15 protein-coding genes are annotated in these 16,319 nt (G+C 71.6%); 3 read left to right on the top strand and 12 right to left on the bottom strand.

Features of this window, described 5'->3' with window-relative positions; translation table 11 throughout:
• Positions 1–14: 14 nt before the first annotated feature.
• On the top strand, positions 15–986 hold the full coding sequence (locus tag ABD236_RS18505; RefSeq protein ID WP_344074876.1) for an LLM class flavin-dependent oxidoreductase: 972 nt from the start codon (positions 15–17) through the stop codon (positions 984–986).
• Between the two features lie 41 nt (positions 987–1,027).
• On the opposite strand, the gene ABD236_RS18500 is transcribed toward ABD236_RS18505, so the two are convergent.
• From ABD236_RS18500 to ABD236_RS18485, 4 genes are all read right to left on the bottom strand, one after another.
• Positions 1,028–2,446, bottom strand: coding sequence for a sugar porter family MFS transporter (locus ABD236_RS18500; RefSeq protein ID WP_344074875.1), 1,419 nt, complete (start codon positions 2,444–2,446; stop codon positions 1,028–1,030).
• A 207-nt stretch (positions 2,447–2,653) separates the two neighbouring features.
• Entirely contained in the window at positions 2,654–6,226 is a 3,573-nt protein-coding gene (gene smc, locus ABD236_RS18495; protein WP_344074874.1) for a chromosome segregation protein SMC, read from the bottom strand.
• A gap of 254 nt (positions 6,227–6,480) precedes the next feature.
• On the bottom strand, positions 6,481–6,699 hold the full coding sequence (locus ABD236_RS18490) for a hypothetical protein (protein WP_067164723.1): 219 nt from the start codon (positions 6,697–6,699) through the stop codon (positions 6,481–6,483).
• A gap of 383 nt (positions 6,700–7,082) precedes the next feature.
• Positions 7,083–7,364, bottom strand: a complete 282-nt coding sequence (locus ABD236_RS18485) for an acylphosphatase (protein WP_344074873.1) — start codon at positions 7,362–7,364, stop codon at positions 7,083–7,085.
• Positions 7,365–7,530: 166 nt separating this feature from the next.
• Between ABD236_RS18485 and ABD236_RS18480 the strand changes: the two genes are divergently transcribed.
• Both ABD236_RS18480 and ABD236_RS18475 read left to right on the top strand, forming a co-directional pair.
• The gene (locus ABD236_RS18480; RefSeq protein WP_344074872.1) at positions 7,531–8,370 is read left to right on the top strand and encodes a CAP domain-containing protein; all 840 of its coding nucleotides are present in this window, start codon (positions 7,531–7,533) and stop codon (positions 8,368–8,370) included.
• A 90-nt stretch (positions 8,371–8,460) separates the two neighbouring features.
• Complete coding sequence (locus ABD236_RS18475) at positions 8,461–8,859, top strand: winged helix-turn-helix transcriptional regulator (RefSeq protein WP_344074871.1); 399 nt, start codon at positions 8,461–8,463, stop codon at positions 8,857–8,859.
• On the opposite strand, the gene mutM is transcribed toward ABD236_RS18475, so the two are convergent.
• The 8 genes from mutM to recG all read right to left on the bottom strand — a co-directional run bounded on the left by mutM (position 8,832) and on the right by recG (position 16,286).
• Positions 8,832–9,692: a bifunctional DNA-formamidopyrimidine glycosylase/DNA-(apurinic or apyrimidinic site) lyase gene (gene mutM, locus ABD236_RS18470; RefSeq protein WP_344074870.1), complete on the bottom strand. Its 861-nt coding sequence runs from the start codon at positions 9,690–9,692 to the stop codon at positions 8,832–8,834. The genes ABD236_RS18475 and mutM overlap by 28 nt on opposite strands.
• 219 nt (positions 9,693–9,911) lie before the next feature.
• Entirely contained in the window at positions 9,912–10,745 is an 834-nt protein-coding gene (gene rnc, locus ABD236_RS18465; RefSeq protein WP_344074869.1) for a ribonuclease III, read from the bottom strand.
• Positions 10,746–10,764: 19 nt separating this feature from the next.
• Positions 10,765–10,938, bottom strand: coding sequence for a 50S ribosomal protein L32 (gene rpmF / locus ABD236_RS18460; protein ID WP_101390332.1), 174 nt, complete (start codon positions 10,936–10,938; stop codon positions 10,765–10,767).
• Positions 10,939–10,940: 2 nt separating this feature from the next.
• A complete protein-coding gene (locus ABD236_RS18455; protein ID WP_344074866.1) occupies positions 10,941–11,627 on the bottom strand; it encodes a YceD family protein in 687 nt (228 codons plus the stop codon).
• A 117-nt stretch (positions 11,628–11,744) separates the two neighbouring features.
• Positions 11,745–12,815 carry an ATP synthase subunit B family protein gene (locus ABD236_RS18450; RefSeq protein ID WP_344074865.1) on the bottom strand — a complete coding sequence of 357 codons (1,071 nt, stop codon included), beginning with the start codon at positions 12,813–12,815 and terminating at the stop codon, positions 11,745–11,747.
• Between the two features lie 95 nt (positions 12,816–12,910).
• Positions 12,911–13,393, bottom strand: a complete 483-nt coding sequence (gene coaD, locus ABD236_RS18445) for a pantetheine-phosphate adenylyltransferase (protein ID WP_283145821.1) — start codon at positions 13,391–13,393, stop codon at positions 12,911–12,913.
• 20 nt (positions 13,394–13,413) lie between these two features.
• Positions 13,414–13,998 (bottom strand): 16S rRNA (guanine(966)-N(2))-methyltransferase RsmD, encoded by a 585-nt coding sequence (rsmD, locus tag ABD236_RS18440; RefSeq protein WP_344074864.1) that lies wholly within the window; start codon positions 13,996–13,998, stop codon positions 13,414–13,416.
• Positions 13,999–14,078: 80 nt separating this feature from the next.
• Positions 14,079–16,286 (bottom strand): ATP-dependent DNA helicase RecG, encoded by a 2,208-nt coding sequence (gene recG, locus ABD236_RS18435; protein WP_344074863.1) that lies wholly within the window; start codon positions 16,284–16,286, stop codon positions 14,079–14,081.
• Positions 16,287–16,319 lie beyond the last annotated feature (33 nt).

Here is a 16,319-nt window from a genome sequence, read left to right as displayed (position 1 = left end):
GAGGGGGACTTCCCATGCCGTTCACGGTCGTACGCATGAACCTGGTGGCCCCGCACGAGGGGCCCGAGGCCCTGTCGGCCCGCTACCGCGCCGCGGTGCGGATGGCCGCGTACGCCGACGCGCACGGCGTCGACACCGTCCAGACCGAGGAGCACCACGGCACCGGCAACGGCTGGCTGCCCTCGCCGTTCGCCTTCGCGGGCGCGGTGTTCGGAGCCACCGAGCGGATCGCGGTCACGGTCTCCGCGATCATCGGGCCGCTGTACGACCCGCTGCGGCTCGCCGAGGACATCGCCGTCCTGGACCTGCTCGGCGGCGGGCGCCTGGTGACGGTGGCGGGGATCGGCTACCGGCCCGAGGAGTACGAGCAGGCGGGCGTCGAGTGGGGCCGGCGCGGCAAGCTCCAGGACCTGCTCCTGGAGACGCTCCTGAAGGCGTGGACGGGCGAGCCGTTCACCTATCGGGGCCGGACCGTGCGGGTCACCCCGCGCCCCTTCACCCAGCCGCACCCGACGCTGCTGGTCGGCGGCTCCTCCAAGGCGGCGGCCCGGCGCGCGGCCCGGCTGGGGCTGCCGTTCTTCCCGAGCGCGCACCTGCCGGAGCTGGAGGCGTACTACCGCGAGCAGCTGACCGCGCACGGCACCGAGGGCTGGACGATGATGCCCGCCGAGAAGACGCCGCTGCTGCATCTGAGCGAGGACCCGGACCGGGCCTGGGAGCTGTACGGGGAGCACTTCCTGCACGAGGCGCGGATGTACGCGTCCTGGCAGTCCAAGGACATCCGCTCGGCGGTGCGCTCGGCGGCGTCGAGCGTGCGGGAGCTGCGCGCGGAGGGCGTCTACCGGATCGTGACGCCCGACGAGTGCGCCGCGCTCGGCGCGGAGAGCCTGGTGCTGCACCCGCTGTGCGGCGGGATGCCGCTGGAGGAGGGGTGGCGCAGTCTGCGCCTGTTCACCGACGACGTACTGCCCCGGCTCCATGGGTGAGCCGGGGCAGTACGTGGTTCGAGGAGTCAGGGCAGCGGGGTTTAGCCCATCTCCTCCAACGCCTTGCCCTTGGTCTCCTTCACGTACTTGAGTACGAAGGGGATCGAGAGGGTGGCGAAGATCGTGTAGATGACATAGGTCGCGGAGAGGTTCCAGTCGGCCAGCGACGGGAAGCTCGCGGTGATGGCCCAGTTGGCGATCCACTGCGCGGAGGCGGCGACGCCGAGGGCGGCGGCGCGGATCCGGTTGGGGAACATCTCGCCGAGGAAGACCCAGACCACCACGCCCCAGGACAGGGCGAAGAAGAGCACGAAGACATGGGCGGCGATCAGGGCGACCCAGCCCTGGGTGGCGGGCAGCTTGCCGTCGACGAGGTCGTAGCTGAAGGCCCAGGCCTCCAGGGCGAGGCCGAGGGCCATGCCGACCGAGCCGATGAGCGCCAGCGGCCGACGGCCGATCCGGTCGACGAAGATCATCGCTATCACGGTGCCGACGATGTTGATGATCGACGTGGTGAACGAGTAGAAGAACGACTGCGACGGGTCGACGCCGACCGACTGCCACAGCGTCGAGGAGTAGTAGAACGCCACGTTGATGCCGACGAACTGCTGGAAGACCGAGAGGCCGATACCGACCCAGACGATCGGCTTGAAGAAGAAGCTGCCGCCGAGCAGGTCCTTGAAGCTCGACTTGTGCTCGCTCTTCATGGCGTGCTCGATCTCGGCGACGCGGGCGTCCAGGTCGATCTGATCGCCCTCGACCTCCTTGAGGACCTCACGGGCGCGCGCGTCGCGGCCGGCCGAGATCAGGAAGCGCGGGGACTCGGGGATGGCGAAGGAGAGCAGCCCGTACAGGACGGCCGGGATGACCATCACGCCGAGCATGACCTGCCAGGCCTCCAGGCCCATCAGCTCGCCGCGCTGGTCGCCGTCGGCGGCGTTGAGGATGCCCCAGTTGACCAGCTGCGAGATGGCGATGCCGATGACGATGGCGGCCTGCTGGAAGGAGCCGAGCCGGCCGCGGTACGCGGGCGGGGCGACCTCGGCGATGTAGGCGGGGCCGATGACCGAGGCCATGCCGATGGCGAAGCCGCCGATGATGCGCCAGAAGGCCAGGTCCCACAGGGCGAAGGGGAGCGCGGAGCCGACGGCGCTGATGGTGAAGAGCACGGAGGCGATCTGCATACAGCGGATGCGGCCGATGCGGTCCGCGATCCGGCCCGCGGTGGCGGCACCGATCGCGCAGCCGATCAGGGCGATCGCGATGACCTGGGCGAGCGCCGCGGAGCCGATGTCGTAGCGGTCCCTGACGGCCTCGACGGCGCCGTTGATGACGGCGCTGTCGTAGCCGAAGAGGAAACCGCCCATCGCTGCCGCCGCCGCGATGAAGACGACGTGGGCGAGGTGCTCGGGATGCGCCGTACGGGCTCCCGAGGCCGGTGGCTGCGTAGTGCTGGTCACGTGAACTCCTGGGGCCGCCCGGCAGCGTCGCCGGGCGTTGGGGGCACTTCAAGTGGCGCACAACTTCGGGTCACCCACCACTTGAAGGTAAAAGCAACGTTGCAGAGACTATGCCTTCAAGTTTCGAAGTCAATAGGGCAAGAGATGTGAGTTGAGCGACCCTGGCGTGTTGTGCTTGTTCAAGTCTTGAAGATGAACTAACGGAGGCTAGCGAAGGCGCTGGCTGATGACCTTGGAGACGCCGTCGCCCTGCATGGACACGCCGTACAGCGCGTCCGCCACCTCCATCGTCCGCTTCTGGTGCGTGATCACGATCAGCTGCGAGGACTCCTGGAGCTCCTCCATGATCCGGATGAGGCGCTGGAGGTTGGTGTCGTCGAGCGCCGCCTCGACCTCGTCCATCACATAGAACGGGCTCGGCCGTGCCTTGAAGATCGACACCAGCAGCGCCACCGCCGTCAGCGACCGCTCACCGCCCGAGAGCAGCGAGAGCCGCTTGACCTTCTTGCCCGGCGGCCGCGCCTCCACGTCCACCCCGGTGGCGAGCATGTTGGACGGGTCGGTCAGCACCAGCCGCCCCTCGCCGCCCGGGAAGAGCCGCGAGAAGACGCCCTCGAACTCCCTGGCCGTGTCCCGGTACGCCTCCGTGAAGACCTGCTCGACGCGCTCGTCCACCTCCTTCACCACCTGAAGAAGGTCGGCCCGCGTCTTCTTCAGGTCCTCCAGCTGCTCGGAGAGGAACTTGTGCCGCTCCTCCAGAGCCGCGAACTCCTCCAGCGCGAGCGGGTTGACCTTTCCCAGCTGCTGGTACGCCCGTTCGGCTGACCTCAGTCGTTTCTCCTGATCCGCGCGGTCGAAACCCCGCGGCCGGTTGCGCGGGTGCTCCGGGTCCTCGGGAAGCTCCTCTCCCTCGGCGGCCGGGGACGGCGGAACGGGCTGGTCGGGGCCGTACTCGGCGACCAGACCGGCCGGCTCCACCCCCAGCTCCTCCAGCGCCTTCGTCTCCAGCTGCTCGATCCGCATCCGCTTCTCGGCACCGAGTACCTCGCCGCGGTGCACCGAATCCGTCAGCTTGTCGAGCTCGCCCTTGAGGTCGCGGCCGGCGGCCCGGGCGGCCGCCAGCTCCTGCTCGCGCGCGGCCTTGGCGGCCTCGGCGACGGCCCGCTCCCGCTCGGCCCGCACCACCGAGACCTCGACGTGGGCGAGCAGGGTCCGGGCGCCCGCCGCCACGGCCGCCGCCACCTGGGCCTCGCGGCGCAGCCGGGCGCGCCGCTCCTCGGCCCGGGCGCGCGCCTCGCGCTCGGCTCGGGCGCCCCGGTCGAGCGCGTCGGCCCGGCCGGCCAGGCCCTTCACCCGCTCCTCGTGCGTACGCAGCTGGAGGCGGGCCTCCATCTCGGTCTGGCGGGCGTTGGCCCCGTCGGCGGCGAGCCGGTCCCGTACGGAGGTGTCCGGCTCCTCCGCCCCTTCTTCCCCGGCGGGGCGGTTCTCCTCGGCGACCAAGAGCCGCTCGGTGAGCTCCTCGGCCTCCTCAAGGGCCTTCTCCAGGGCCTCCTGGGCGCGGGCGGCGGCCGCCGCCGTGCGCTCGGCCTCCCCGGCGGCGCCGCGCGCCTGTCCGGCGAGCCGCCCGAGCTGCTGGGCGACGGACGACTTCTCCCGGTCGGCGGCCCGGCGCCGCTCCCCCAGCTCCTCGGCCCGCTCGGCGCACCGGGCCCGCCGCTCCCCCGCCGTCCGCTGGGCCTCGGTGAGCTCCTCGCAGCGCACCGCCAGCTCGGCGAGCTCGGCGGCGGCCTCGTCGACCGACGCCTGGACTTCGAGCAGGCTGGGCGCCCCGGCCGAGCCGCCCTGGGCGAAGTACGCCCCCAGCAGGTCGCCCTCGGCGGTGACGGCGGTCAGCCCCGGCTGTGCGTAGACCAGGTCCTCGGCGTCCTCCAGGGTGCCCACGACCACGACCCCGCGCAGCAACTTCCGTACGGCGGGCAGCAGTTCCTCGGGGCCGCGCACCAGGTCCGCCGCGTACGGCGGGCCGCCCGGCCGTACGGGAAGCGGCTCCTCGGGGCCGGGCAGGCCGCCCACCAGGAGCGCGGCCCGCCCGGCGTCCTGCTTGCGCAGCAGCCGGATCGCCTCGGCGGCGGTGGCCGGCCCCGACACCGCGAGCGCGTCGGCGGCGGCGCCCAGGGCCGCGGCCACCGGCACCTCATAGCCCGGCGCCACGGTGAGCAGGGCCGCGGCGGGGCCCAGCAGCCCCTGGAGCGATTCCTGGGCGGCGAGCAGCGCGCCCGTGCCGTCCTTGCGGCGCAGCCCCAGGGCGAGCGCGTCATGGCGGGCGGCCACGGCGGCACGTTTCCTCTCGCCGGCCGTGAGGGCCTCGCGGGCCGCGCCCAGGGCCGTCTCGGCCTCGGCGAGCTCCGCTCTGGCGCGCTCATGGGCCTCGCCGAGCTCGTGGTCGTCCGCGTCGAGGCCGTCGACCTCGGCCTTCAGCTGCTCGTACTCCTCCTGGGCCAGCGCCGCCCGCTCGCCCGCCTCGTCGCGCGCGGCCGCCAGCCGGTCGATCTCCGCCTGCGCCGAACCCGCCCTGCTCCGCGCCGCGTTGACCTGTCCGTGCAGCCGCGCCAGGCCCTCGCGCCGGTCCGCGATGGCCCGGGCCACATCCTTCAAACGACGCTCTTCCCGCGCGAGTTCCCGCTCCAGCTCGGCGCGGTGGGAGGCGGTGTCCTCCAAGGCGCGCTCGGCGGCCTCACGGGCCGCCTCCAGCTCCGCCTCCTGCTCCCGGATCCGGGCCGCCTCGCGCTCCATGTCCTCCGGGTCGCGGCCCCGGCGCTCCTCGGGCGCCTCGGCGGTGGCGCTCTTCACGCGCGCGTCCGCGAGCGAGACGGTGCCCCGCACCCGCTCGGCCAGCTGCGACAGCTCGTACCAGGTCTGCTGGGCACCGCTCAGCCGGGGCGCCAGACGGCGGACCTCCTCCTCCAGCTCCGCCTCGCGCGCGAGGGCGGCCTTCAGCTCGGCCTCGGCACTGTCCTTGCGCTGCTTGAGCGCGGCCTCGTCCTCGATCTCGGCCCGCAGCGCCTGGCGCATCCGCACCAGGTCGTCGGCGAGCAGCCGCAGCCGCGCGTCGCGCAGATCGGCCTGGATGACGGCGGCGCGGCGGGCGACGGCGGCCTGCCGGCCCAGCGGCTTGAGCTGGCGCCGCAGCTCGTCGGTGAGGTCCTGCACGCGCGCTAGGTTGGCCTGCATCGCGTCCAGCTTGCGCAGCGCCTTCTCCTTGCGCTTGCGGTGCTTGAGGACGCCGGCCGCCTCCTCGATGAAGGCCCGGCGGCCCATCGGGTCGGCGTGCAGCACGGAGTCGAGCTGGCCCTGCCCGACGATCACATGCATCTCGCGCCCGATGCCGGAGTCGGAGAGCAGCTCCTGGATGTCGAGCAGCCGGCAGGTGTCGCCGTTGATCTGGTACTCGCTGCTGCCGCCCCGGAACATGATCCGGGTGATGGTGACCTCGGCGTACTCGATGGGCAGGGCGCCGTCGGAGTTGTCGATGGTGAGGGAGACCTCGGCGCGGCCCAGCGGCGGGCGGCCGGTCGTCCCGGCGAAGATGACGTCCTCCATCTTGCCGCCGCGCAGCGACTTGGCGCCCTGCTCGCCCATGACCCAGGACAGCGCGTCCACGACGTTGGACTTGCCGGAGCCGTTGGGGCCCACCACACAGGTGATGCCGGGCTCGAACTTCAGTGTCGTCGCGGAAGCGAAGGATTTGAACCCGCGCAGGGTGAGGGCCTTGAGGTGCACGCCGTCGGACTCTACTCTGCGGCCCGCCCCCGGCCCCGGGAAGGCGCGGCACCGGCGGTTTCACCTCTGGCCACCCAGGGCACACCGGATGAGAAGAGTGCGGGGGCGACGAGGCCGGGACGGACGGCACGGGCCGGGCGCGGAAGGGCGGGCGGGAAGGGCCGGGCAAGAAAGAAGGGACGCCAAGGCGTCCCTTGCATATCTATCTCTGGAGAGTGGATCTCACCTACGGGCCTTCGAGGTCCGGCCCGCAATCAGGTGAGCGCAGGCTCCGCCTGGGGTACGTCGATGTCGATGCCTTCGAGCAGCGAGTCTCCGCGGTGCGAAGCGACGGCAGCGGACAGCGCGTCCTTCTCGGACTGGATCCGTACGAGCTCGGACTCGAGGTCCTGGACACGCTGCTGGAGCCGTCGCATCTCGGCGAGGAGTCGCGGGTCGGAACCGCCGACGTAACCGAGAAGCGCCTTTGCCATGATGGATGGTCCTCCACAATGAGTGACCGACCGAAGCGGTGTGGGTCGTGAGGGAATCGCACCCGCGGTGCTTGGACTTCGACTGCGGTTCTTCATGCCAAACAGCTAAGGTGCGCGGGGCTTCCAGCGTCTCACCAAAAAGTTTGACGGTCAACACGATCACGCCCCGTATCGGCGGGCAATCCGGGGGCCGTCCGGCCGGGACGCACCCGGCGAGGCCTCTCCGCGGAGCCCCGGGGGCGTGGAGATCATCCTTCTAGCGGCAGCCTTGCACGCCGGGCCGGGATTGGCAACAACGAAGTCGTACGAGGTCAGGGGCGTCGGGCCCGGACCGACCAACTGGTACGCGAGCGCCCGGGCGCGGCACGGGCCGCCGGGCCGTCCTAGCGGATCGCGAAGCCGTCGTAGCCGCCGCGCGGCACGGACCAGATCTCGGTGACGCCGTCGACCCTGCCGGGTGTGTCGCCCTCCCTCAGCCACTGGAGCAGTCGGTGGCATTTATCACGTGGCCCCTCGGCCACGACCTGCACCCTGCCGTCGTCGAGGTTGAGGGCGAAGCCGACGAGGCCGCCGATCTCCAAAGCGTTTGCCCTGGTGAACCAGCGGAAGCCCACTCCCTGTACTCGGCCGCGCACCCAGGCGGTGAGCCGTGCATCTTCGTTCATGGCTGCACGCTAACCGGCCAATAGCTCACGGAGCACTTCGCCCTCTTGCGTCATGGCGTACAGTCCCGACGCAATGAGCCTCACCCGTTCGGACCAGCCACCGTCGCCCCGGACGGGACCCGGGGCCCAGGGACCACAGCACTGAAGCAATGAGGGAGGCCCGCAGATGGGACGCCATCGTCGCTCCGCCGCGCCCGCCAAGAAGAGGTCCGCCGCGCCCGTGCGCACCGGACTGCTCGGCGCGTCCGCCGCCGTGGCGGTGGGCGCCGTGGCCATAGCCTCCGGCCTGCTGCCGGGCGGCTCCTCCTTCGAGCTCAACGGCGGGTCCACGGGCGAGCACGTCCGGGCGGGCGGCTCCCCCGATCTGCGCCAGCAGGGCGGCGAGGCCGTCAAGCCGACCAGTGCGGCCCCCTCGACGCCGATCACCTCGCCGAGCAGCCACGCGCCCCTGACCTCTCCCTCCGCCACGCCCTCCCAGAAGCCGTCGTCGGCCGCGCCGACTCCGGAACGGGAGAAGGAGGAGGCGAAGCCGTCCACCCCGGCGGCGCCCAAGACGGCCACGCCCTCCACGCGGCCCTCCAAGGCGAAGGCCGTGCCGGAGCAGCGCCAGGTCAAGGCGCCCAGCGCCGAGCAGGCCGCCGCCGCCACCATCGTCTCGCTGGTCAACCAGCAGCGCGCGCAGGCGGGGTGCAGCCCCCTGAAGGCCGACGCCTCGCTGGCGGCGCTCGCCACCGCCTTCAGCGACGACATGGCGGCCCGCGGCTTCTTCGACCACACCGACCCGGACGGCAAGAGCCCCTGGGACCGGGCCGCCAAGGCGGGCGTCGGCAACCTGGGCGGCGAGAACATCGCGCGCGGCCAGGCCGACGCCAAGGCGGTCATGGAGGCCTGGATGAACAGCCCGGGCCACCGGGCGAACATCCTGAACTGCGACTACAAGACGCTCGGCGTCGGGGTGCACTTCGGCGACGGCGGCCCGTGGTGGACGCAGGACTTCGGCTTCTGAGCCCGGCCCCCACGCTGGAACCACCCCATACGCGACGCATGAGACAGCGCTAACTTCTGGTTAGCGCTGTCTCGTCGTATGGTGTCAGGTATGGAAGAAACCGCCACCGCCGACCCCGCGGACCTGCCGTTCGACGTCTTCTCCAAGGCGTGCCCCTCGCGCGCCACGCTGGAGCACGTCACCGGCCGCTGGGGCAGCCTCACGCTGGGCGCGCTCCACGAGGGCAGCTTCCGCTTCAACGAGCTGCGGCGGCGGGTCGACGGCGTCAGCGAGAAGATGCTCTCCCAGACGCTCCAGGCGCTGGAGCGCGACGGGCTCGTGCACCGCGAGGCCCAGCCGACCAACCCGCCGCGCGTCGACTACACCCTCACCCCGCTGGGCTCCGAGGTCGCCGAGCGCCTGCTGGGTCTGATCCATCTGATGGAGGACCGGATGCCGGCGGTCCTCGAAGCGCGCGGGCGTTACGACGCGGCGCGCGGCGGACGCTGACAGCGCGGGCAGAAGTAACTGGACCGGTTCATCCACGGGCGTCGGCGCATCGAGGTGCCGCACCGGCGGCAGGGCTCGCCCTCGCGCCCGTACGCGTCCAGCGAGCGGTCGAAGTAACCCGACTCCCCGTTCACATTGACGTAGAGGCTGTCGAAGCTGGTGCCGCCGGCGGCGAGGGCCGCGTTCATCACGTCCCGTACGTGGCCGAGGAGTTCGGCGGACCGGGGGCGGGTGAGGGTCGAAGTGGGGCGCTCGTAGTGCAACTTGGCGCGCCACAGCGCCTCGTCGGCATAGATGTTGCCGACTCCGCTGATCAGTGACTGGTCGAGCAGCGCCCGCTTCACGGTGGTGCGCCGCAGCCGCAGGGCGGTGAAGAAGGCGGCGTCGTCGAAGAGTTCGTCCAGCGGGTCGCGCGCGATGTGCGCGATGACGTCGGGCAGCCCGTCGGGGGTGTTCTCGTGGAGCGAGAGCCCGCCGAAGGTCCGCTGGTCGACGAAGCGCAGCTCGGTCCCGGCCGCGTCCTGAAACCGCACCCGGATCCGCAGATGCTTCTCGTCCGGCGCCTCCTGCGGCTGCACGAGCAGCTGCCCGCTCATCCCGAGGTGTCCGAGCACGGACTGCCCGGTGTCGGCCAGCGGCAGCCACAGGTACTTGCCGCGCCGCCGGGCCACGCCGACGCGGTGCCCCTTGAGCCGGGCCGCGAAGTCGGCCGCGCCGGCGGGGTGGCGGCGTACGGCCCTGGGGTGCAGCACGTCCACGTGGTCCACGACCCGGCCGGCGACCCAGCGTTCGAGACCGCGCCGGACGACCTCGACCTCGGGCAGTTCTGGCACGGTCGTCCTCCGGAGGGGTGCGGGTTCGTAGGTGCCCGGCAAGTATCCCGCTTCCCGTACCGGGGCTGGGCCGCAGCCCCGTTTTTGTCTGCGGGCCGTCTCCCACTGGTCGCGCAGTTCCCCGCGCCCCTAGGGGGACGGGGGCCGGCCGGACCGGGAGGGGCTGTAAGAAAACCTGCCCCGCACGGAAGCCGTGCGGGGCAGGTCAAGGAAGACGGTTCAGGCTGCCGGGTCGGCGGCGGGGGTCGGCGTCCCGCCGTTCTCCTCGGGGGCGGGGGCCTCGGCCGCCGCCTTCGCCTTCGCGATCCGCTCGTCGGCGGACGCGCGAATCGACAGCCAGGCCGACTCCGCGGCCTGCTGTTCCGCTTCCTTCTTGCTGCGGCCGGTGCCGGTGCCGTACGAGACACCACCGACGCGGGCGGCAGCAGTGAAGGTCTTCTCGTGGTCGGGACCCGTCTCGGAGACCAGGTACTCCGGAACGCCGAGGCCTTCGGCCGCGGTGAGCTCCTGGAGGCTGGTCTTCCAGTCCAGGCCGGCCCCGAGGTTCGAGGACTTCTCGATCAGGGGGTCGAAGAGGCGGTGGACGAGCTCGGAAGCCGCCTCGAGGCCCTGGTCCAGATAGACCGCGCCGATCACCGCTTCAAGGGTGTCGGCGAGGATGGAAGCCTTGTCCCGGCCGCCCGTGCCCTCTTCGCCCCGGCCGAGCCGGATGAAGGAGCCGAGGTCGAGCCCACGGCCCACCTGCGCCAGCGCACGAGAGTTGACCACCGCGGCCCGGAGCTTGGCCAGCTGGCCTTCCGGGAGGTCGGGGTGGGTGCGGTACAGCGTGTCGGTGACGACCAGACCGAGCACCGAGTCCCCGAGGAACTCAAGCCGCTCGTTGGTCGGCAGACCGCCGTTCTCGTACGCGTACGAACGGTGGGTCAGCGCACGCACCAGAAGGGCGGACTCAAGGTGATACCCGAGCCGCCCTTCCAGAAGCGTGTGGGACGAGGCCGAGTTGTTGTCGCTACTGCCCGCCTTCTTGGCGCCGGCATTCGACAGATCAGACATCGGGCCTCTCACCAGCCGCTCAGACCTCGAGGACCTGGCGCTTGTTGTAGGTGCCGCAGCTCGGGCACGCGATGTGCTGCTGCTTCGGCTCCTGGCAACGCTCACACGTAACCAGGGTGGGGACCGCAGCCTTCCACTGCGACCGGCGGTGGCGCGTGTTGCTGCGCGACATCTTCCGCTTCGGAACAGCCACGGCTACTTCTCCTGCTTCTCGGCGGCTCGCTGCGCGTCAGAGGCAGTGCCGCTCATGTTGTCCTTCTCGCCGTCCTGGATGGTCCCGGCGAGTCCTTGCAGTGCCGCCCAACGGATGTCGACGGCGTCGTGGTGGTGGTCGGGGTCGTCCTCGAGCCTGAATCCACAGGTGGAACACAGGCCGAGGCAGGTCTCCCGGCACACCGGCTGCATCGGCAGTGCGAGCACCACCGCATCGCGCAGCACGGGCTCGAGGTCGAACAGGCCGTCCTCGAGCGGGATGACGTCCTCGTCCTCGGCGTCGTCGGCCGGCTCCGCCTGCTTGCTGCGGCCCCGGTCGTCGGCGTCAGGGTACGAGAACAACTCCTGGAAGTCCGCATCGAGCGCGAGCTCGAGCGGCTCCAGACACCTTACGCACTCACCCTCGGCCGATGCACGGGCGGTGCCTGTGACAAGCACCCCTTCCATGACCGACTCCAGGCGGAGCTCGATCTCCACGGGCGCGCCCTGGGGCACTCCGACGACGCCGTCGATCCCGAGATCGGCGGGCGCCTCGACCGTGCGGGAGATCCGCTGGAGGGCACCAGGACGCCGGCCCAGCTCGTGTGTGTCGAACACGAGAGGGTTGCGGTGGTCGAGGTGCGTGCTCAGGGTTCTTCCCGCTTTCGGATCGTGGAGGGTGGCCGCCATGCCTCGCCGTGGGTGCGGCGATGCGCGGGCAGCGTTGATCGCGGACGTACGCGCGACCGAAGAGCCAGGATACTGGAAGCCCGCCGATTGACCCAATCCGGGCCGCGGCGGCCCGCCTCAGCGACCCTGTTCGTACTGCCGCAGCTGCTCCAGGTCGATCATGCTCGTGTCGAAGAGGCTGGTCTCGTCGAGCGCGGGCTGCTGCGGGTGCGCGGCCTGGCGGCCGTAGTCGTGGCCCTGCTGCTGGACCTGCTGCCCCTGCTGCTGGCCGTAGGCCTGCGGGTCGTAGGCGTACGGGTCCTGCTGCTGGTGGTCGTAGCCGTACTGGGCGTACTGCTGCGGCTGCTGGTAGGCGTACGGGTCCTGCTGGGGCTGGGCCTGGGCCTGGCCGTAGCCGTACGGGTCGTAGACCTGCGCCGGGACCTGGGGCTGCGCGGCGGCCTGCGGCTGCGGGTCCGCCAGCTCGGCCAGGCCCGCCAGATAGTCCGCGTCGCTGGTGTGGCCGCCGCCGAGGGCCCCCGCGGCGTCCTGGGCGGCCATGTGGGCGCCCAGCTCGTCGGTGGCGATCCGGCCGTGCAGGGTCTCGCGGCCGCGGCCGACGGCCTCCAGGGTCTTGGCGAGGACGGCCTCGAAGGCGCCGAGCTTGGTGTCGATGTACTCGTCGGCCCGCCGGATCAGGGTCTGCGGGTCCGCGCTGTACTCGGGGGCGTCCTCGTCGGCCCGGCCCTGCTCGTCGAGGCCCGGGCCCCGGCCGAGGAGCTTCTCGCGGCCCCGGTCGACCGAGCCGATGGTCTTGGTGAGGACGACCTCGAAGTTGGCCAGCTTGGAGTCGACGTAGTCCTCCGCCTCGGCGCGGATCTCCTCGGCCTCGCGCTTGGCCTCGGCGAGGATGCGGTCGGCCTCCTCCTGGGACTGCCGGGCGACGGCCGTGTCGGAGATCAGCGTGCCGCGCTGGGCGTGGGCGGACTCGATGATCCGCTCGGCCTCCTGGCGGGCCTGCTCGACCAGCTGCTCGCGGCCGCCGATCAGCTCCTGGGCCTGGGCGAGGGAGCCGGGCAGGGCCTGGCGCACCTCCTCCAGGAGCGCGAGCAGCTCGGCGCGGTTGACCACGCACGAGGCCGACATGGGCATGGAGCGGGCACCGGCGACGACGTCGACGATCTCATCCAGCTTCTTCTGCACGTCCACCGTGGGCTCGCCACTCTCTACGACTGGTTGGAGACGGACGGGACGACTGTAAGGCCAGTCGGGGCCCGCCCGACACCAGCTGACGAGCTGTCAGCTCAGCGCTGCTCGGCGATCCGCGCGACCAGTGCCTCGTGGACGGTGGCGGGCAGCAGGTGGGAGACGTCTCCGCCCCATGCCGCGACCTCCTTGACCAGCGACGACGACAGGAAGCTGTACGTCGGGTTGGTCGGCACGAAGAGGGTCTCGACGCCCGAGAGGCCGTTGTTCATCTGGGCCATCTGGAGCTCGTAGTCGAAGTCGCTGACCGCGCGCAGGCCCTTCACGATGGCGGGGATGTCGCGCTGCTTGCAGAAGTCGACCAGCAGGCCGTGGAAGGACTCGACCTCCACGTTGCCGAAGTCGGCGGTCACCTCGCGGATCAGCTCGATCCGCTCCTCGATGGTGAACAGGCCCTTCTTCGACTGGTTGATCATCACCGCGACGTGCACCACGTCGTACAGCTTCGAGGCGCGGGCGATGATGTCGAGGTGTCCATTGGTGATGGGGTCGAACGAACCCGGACAGACGGCTCGGCGCAACTGAAGTCCCTCGCTCCCGGTCATGGTGCGTCTTCGCACGTAGAGGCGGCGCGACCGTACCAAAGCGTGCCCTCGCCGTAACGGCGGGCCCGCAGCGGCTCGAACCCCTGCGGCCAGCCGAATTCCCCGCCCCTGGTGCTGCGCTCCACGGTGACCAGGCACTCGTCGGCGAGCCAGCCCCCCGTGCGGAGTGTGAGCAGGATCTCCCGAAGATCGTCATCTGTGACGGCGTACGGCGGGTCGAGGAAGACCACGTCAAAGGGGGTTTCGGGGGCGGAGCCGGCAACGATCTGCTCCGCTTTTCCGTTACGTACCTCCGCGCCCGGAAGGCCCAGTACGCGCACGTTGTCGCGGACGGTCTTCACGGCCCGGGCGTCGGCCTCCACCAGCAGCGCGTGCGCGGCGCCCCGGGAGAGCGCCTCCAGGCCCACCGCGCCCGACCCGGCGTACAGATCCGCGACCCGGATCCCCTCCAGCGTGCCGAGCAGGGCCTCCCAGGTGGAGAAGAGGCCCTCGCGCGCGCGGTCGGAGGTGGGGCGGGTGCCGTTGCCCGGCGGTACGGCCAGGCGGCGTCCGCCGGCCCGGCCGGCGATCACGCGGGTCATCTGAGTCCTTGTCGGTGTACGGGTGTCACTGGTGTCCCCAGTTTCTCAGAACGCCGCGCCGGCGCCGCCCGCGCGACCGGTCAGCCCTTGTCGAGGTACTGCTCGCGGTCCTTGTCCAACAGGGCGTCCAGCGCCGTGCGCAGCGCGGGCAGCCCCGCCAGGTCCGGGTCCCGGCTCACCACCGCCACCGCCTCCTCGCGGGCCGCCGCGATGACCTCCTCGTCGTCGATGACCGCGAGCATCCGCAGCGAGGAGCGCACGCCCGACTGGGCCTGCCCGAGGACATCGCCCTCGCGGCGCTGCTCCAGGTCGATGCGGGAGAGCTCGAAGCCGTCCAGGGTGGCGGCCACCGCGTTCAGCCGGGCCCTGGCCGCGCTCGCCTCCGGCATCTCGGTGACCAGCAGACACAGGCCCGGGGCGGAGCCCCGGCCGACGCGGCCGCGCAGCTGGTGCAGCTGCGAGACGCCGAACCGGTCCGCGTCCATGATCACCATCGCGGTGGCGTTCGGCACGTTCACCCCGACCTCGATGACCGTGGTCGCGACCAGCACGTCGACCTCGCCGGCGGCGAACCGGCGCATCACGTCGTCCTTGTCGTCGGGCTGCATCCGGCCGTGCAGCACCTCGATGCGCAGGCCCTGGAGGGGGCCCTTGGTGAGCTGGTCCGCGATGTCGAGCACGGCGAGCGGCGGCCGCTTCTCGGCGTCGTCCTCGGCGGACTTCTTCCTGCCCGCCTTCTTCTCGTCGGCCTCATCGGCCGAGTCACCGATGCGCGGACACACCACGTACCCCTGGTGGCCCTTGGTGACCTCCTCGCGGACCCGCTCCCAGGCGCGGGCCAGGAAGTGCGGCTTGTCCTGGGCCGGGACGACATGGCTGGCGATGGGCGAGCGCCCGGCCGGGAGCTGGTCGAGGACCGAGGTCTCCAGGTCGCCGAAGACGGTCATCGCGACCGTGCGCGGAATGGGCGTGGCCGTCATCACCAGGAGGTGCGGGGGCTGCTTCCCCTTGCCGCGCAGGGCGTCGCGCTGCTCGACGCCGAACCGGTGCTGCTCGTCGACCACGACCAGGCCCAGGTCGTGGAACTGCACCTTGTCCTCGATCAGCGCGTGCGTGCCGATGACGATCCCGGCCTCGCCGGTGACCAGGTCGAGCAGGGCCTGGCGGCGGGCGGGCGCGCCCATCGAGCCGGTGAGCAGCACCACCTTGGTGCCGAGCTCGGAGCCGCCCAGCATGCCGCCCTCGGCGAGCTCGCCCATCATCTCCGTGATGGACCGGTGGTGCTGCTGGGCCAGGACCTCGGTGGGGGCGAGCATCGCGGCCTGGCCCCCGGAGTCGACCACGGCGAGCATCGCGCGCAGGGCGACCATCGTCTTGCCCGAGCCGACCTCGCCCTGGAGCAGCCGGTGCATCGGGTGCTCGGTCGCCAGGTCGTCGAAGATCTCCTCGGAGACGTGTCGCTGGCCCTCGGTGAGGGTGAAGGGCAGCTTGGCGTCGAAGGCGTCGAGGAGGCCGCCGGGGGCGGGCCGGCGCGCCACGGCGGGCAGTTGGGCGTCCGCGTACCGCCGCCGGGCCAGTGCCACCTGGAGGACGAACGCCTCGTCCCACTTCAACCGCTGGCGGGCCTGCTCCACGTCGTCCTTGGTGTGCGGGCGGTGGACCTTGAGCAGCGCCTCGGGCAGCGGGACGAAGCCGCGGCCCTCGCGCAGCGACGGGGGCAGCGGGTCGACGGCCTCCTGGGCGCTGGGCAGCACCGCGTCGACCGCCTTGGCGATCTTCCAGGACTCCAGGCCCTTGCAGGCGGGGTAGATCGGGATGAGCGCGCCCGCCCAGGAGTCGACCGTCTCGCCGTCCTCGTCGCTGTCGGCGCCCAGCTTCGCGTACGTGGGGTGGGCGAGCTGGAGGCGGCGGTTGAACATCGACACCTTGCCCGCGAACATCGCGCGGCTGCCGGGCGGCAGATCCTTGTGCGGCTTGTGGATGCCGCGGCCGAAGAAGACCAGTTGGAGACGGCCGCTGCCGTCGGTGATGGTGATCTCCAGGCGCTGGCCCCGGCCGCCGTTGAACGTGTGCACGCGCGCGTCCGCCACCTGGGCCACGACCGTGACGTCCTCGTCGAGGGGCAGCTCGGCCAGCTTGGTGAGCTGGCCGCGCTCCTCGTACCGCCGCGGGTAGTGGTGCAGGAGGTCGCCGACCGTGTGCAGGTCGAGCTGCTCGGCCATCACCTTCGCGGTGGGTCCGCCGAGCAGCTTCTTCAGTGGTTCTTCGAGCGCAGGCACGCGATCCATTGCACACCACGCCACTGACATCCCGCAGGACCC

The organism is Streptomyces crystallinus (assembly GCF_039521265.1).
Classification (GTDB): domain Bacteria; phylum Actinomycetota; class Actinomycetes; order Streptomycetales; family Streptomycetaceae; genus Streptomyces; species Streptomyces crystallinus.
This window is presented reverse-complemented; position numbering and strand designations above follow the sequence as displayed.

Coding starts and splice junctions, on each gene's coding strand:
- ABD236_RS18505 (WP_344074876.1), top strand. CDS start 15: ATGCCGTTCACGGTCGTACGCATGAACCTGGTGGCCCCGCACGAGGGG.
- ABD236_RS18490 (WP_067164723.1), bottom strand. CDS start 6,699: ATGGCAAAGGCGCTTCTCGGTTACGTCGGCGGTTCCGACCCGCGACTC.
- ABD236_RS18485 (WP_344074873.1), bottom strand. CDS start 7,364: ATGAACGAAGATGCACGGCTCACCGCCTGGGTGCGCGGCCGAGTACAG.
- ABD236_RS18480 (WP_344074872.1), top strand. CDS start 7,531: ATGGGACGCCATCGTCGCTCCGCCGCGCCCGCCAAGAAGAGGTCCGCC.
- ABD236_RS18475 (WP_344074871.1), top strand. CDS start 8,461: ATGGAAGAAACCGCCACCGCCGACCCCGCGGACCTGCCGTTCGACGTC.
- rnc (WP_344074869.1), bottom strand. CDS start 10,745: ATGTCTGATCTGTCGAATGCCGGCGCCAAGAAGGCGGGCAGTAGCGAC.
- ABD236_RS18455 (WP_344074866.1), bottom strand. CDS start 11,627: ATGGCGGCCACCCTCCACGATCCGAAAGCGGGAAGAACCCTGAGCACG.
- rsmD (WP_344074864.1), bottom strand. CDS start 13,998: ATGACCCGCGTGATCGCCGGCCGGGCCGGCGGACGCCGCCTGGCCGTA.
- recG (WP_344074863.1), bottom strand. CDS start 16,286: ATGGATCGCGTGCCTGCGCTCGAAGAACCACTGAAGAAGCTGCTCGGC.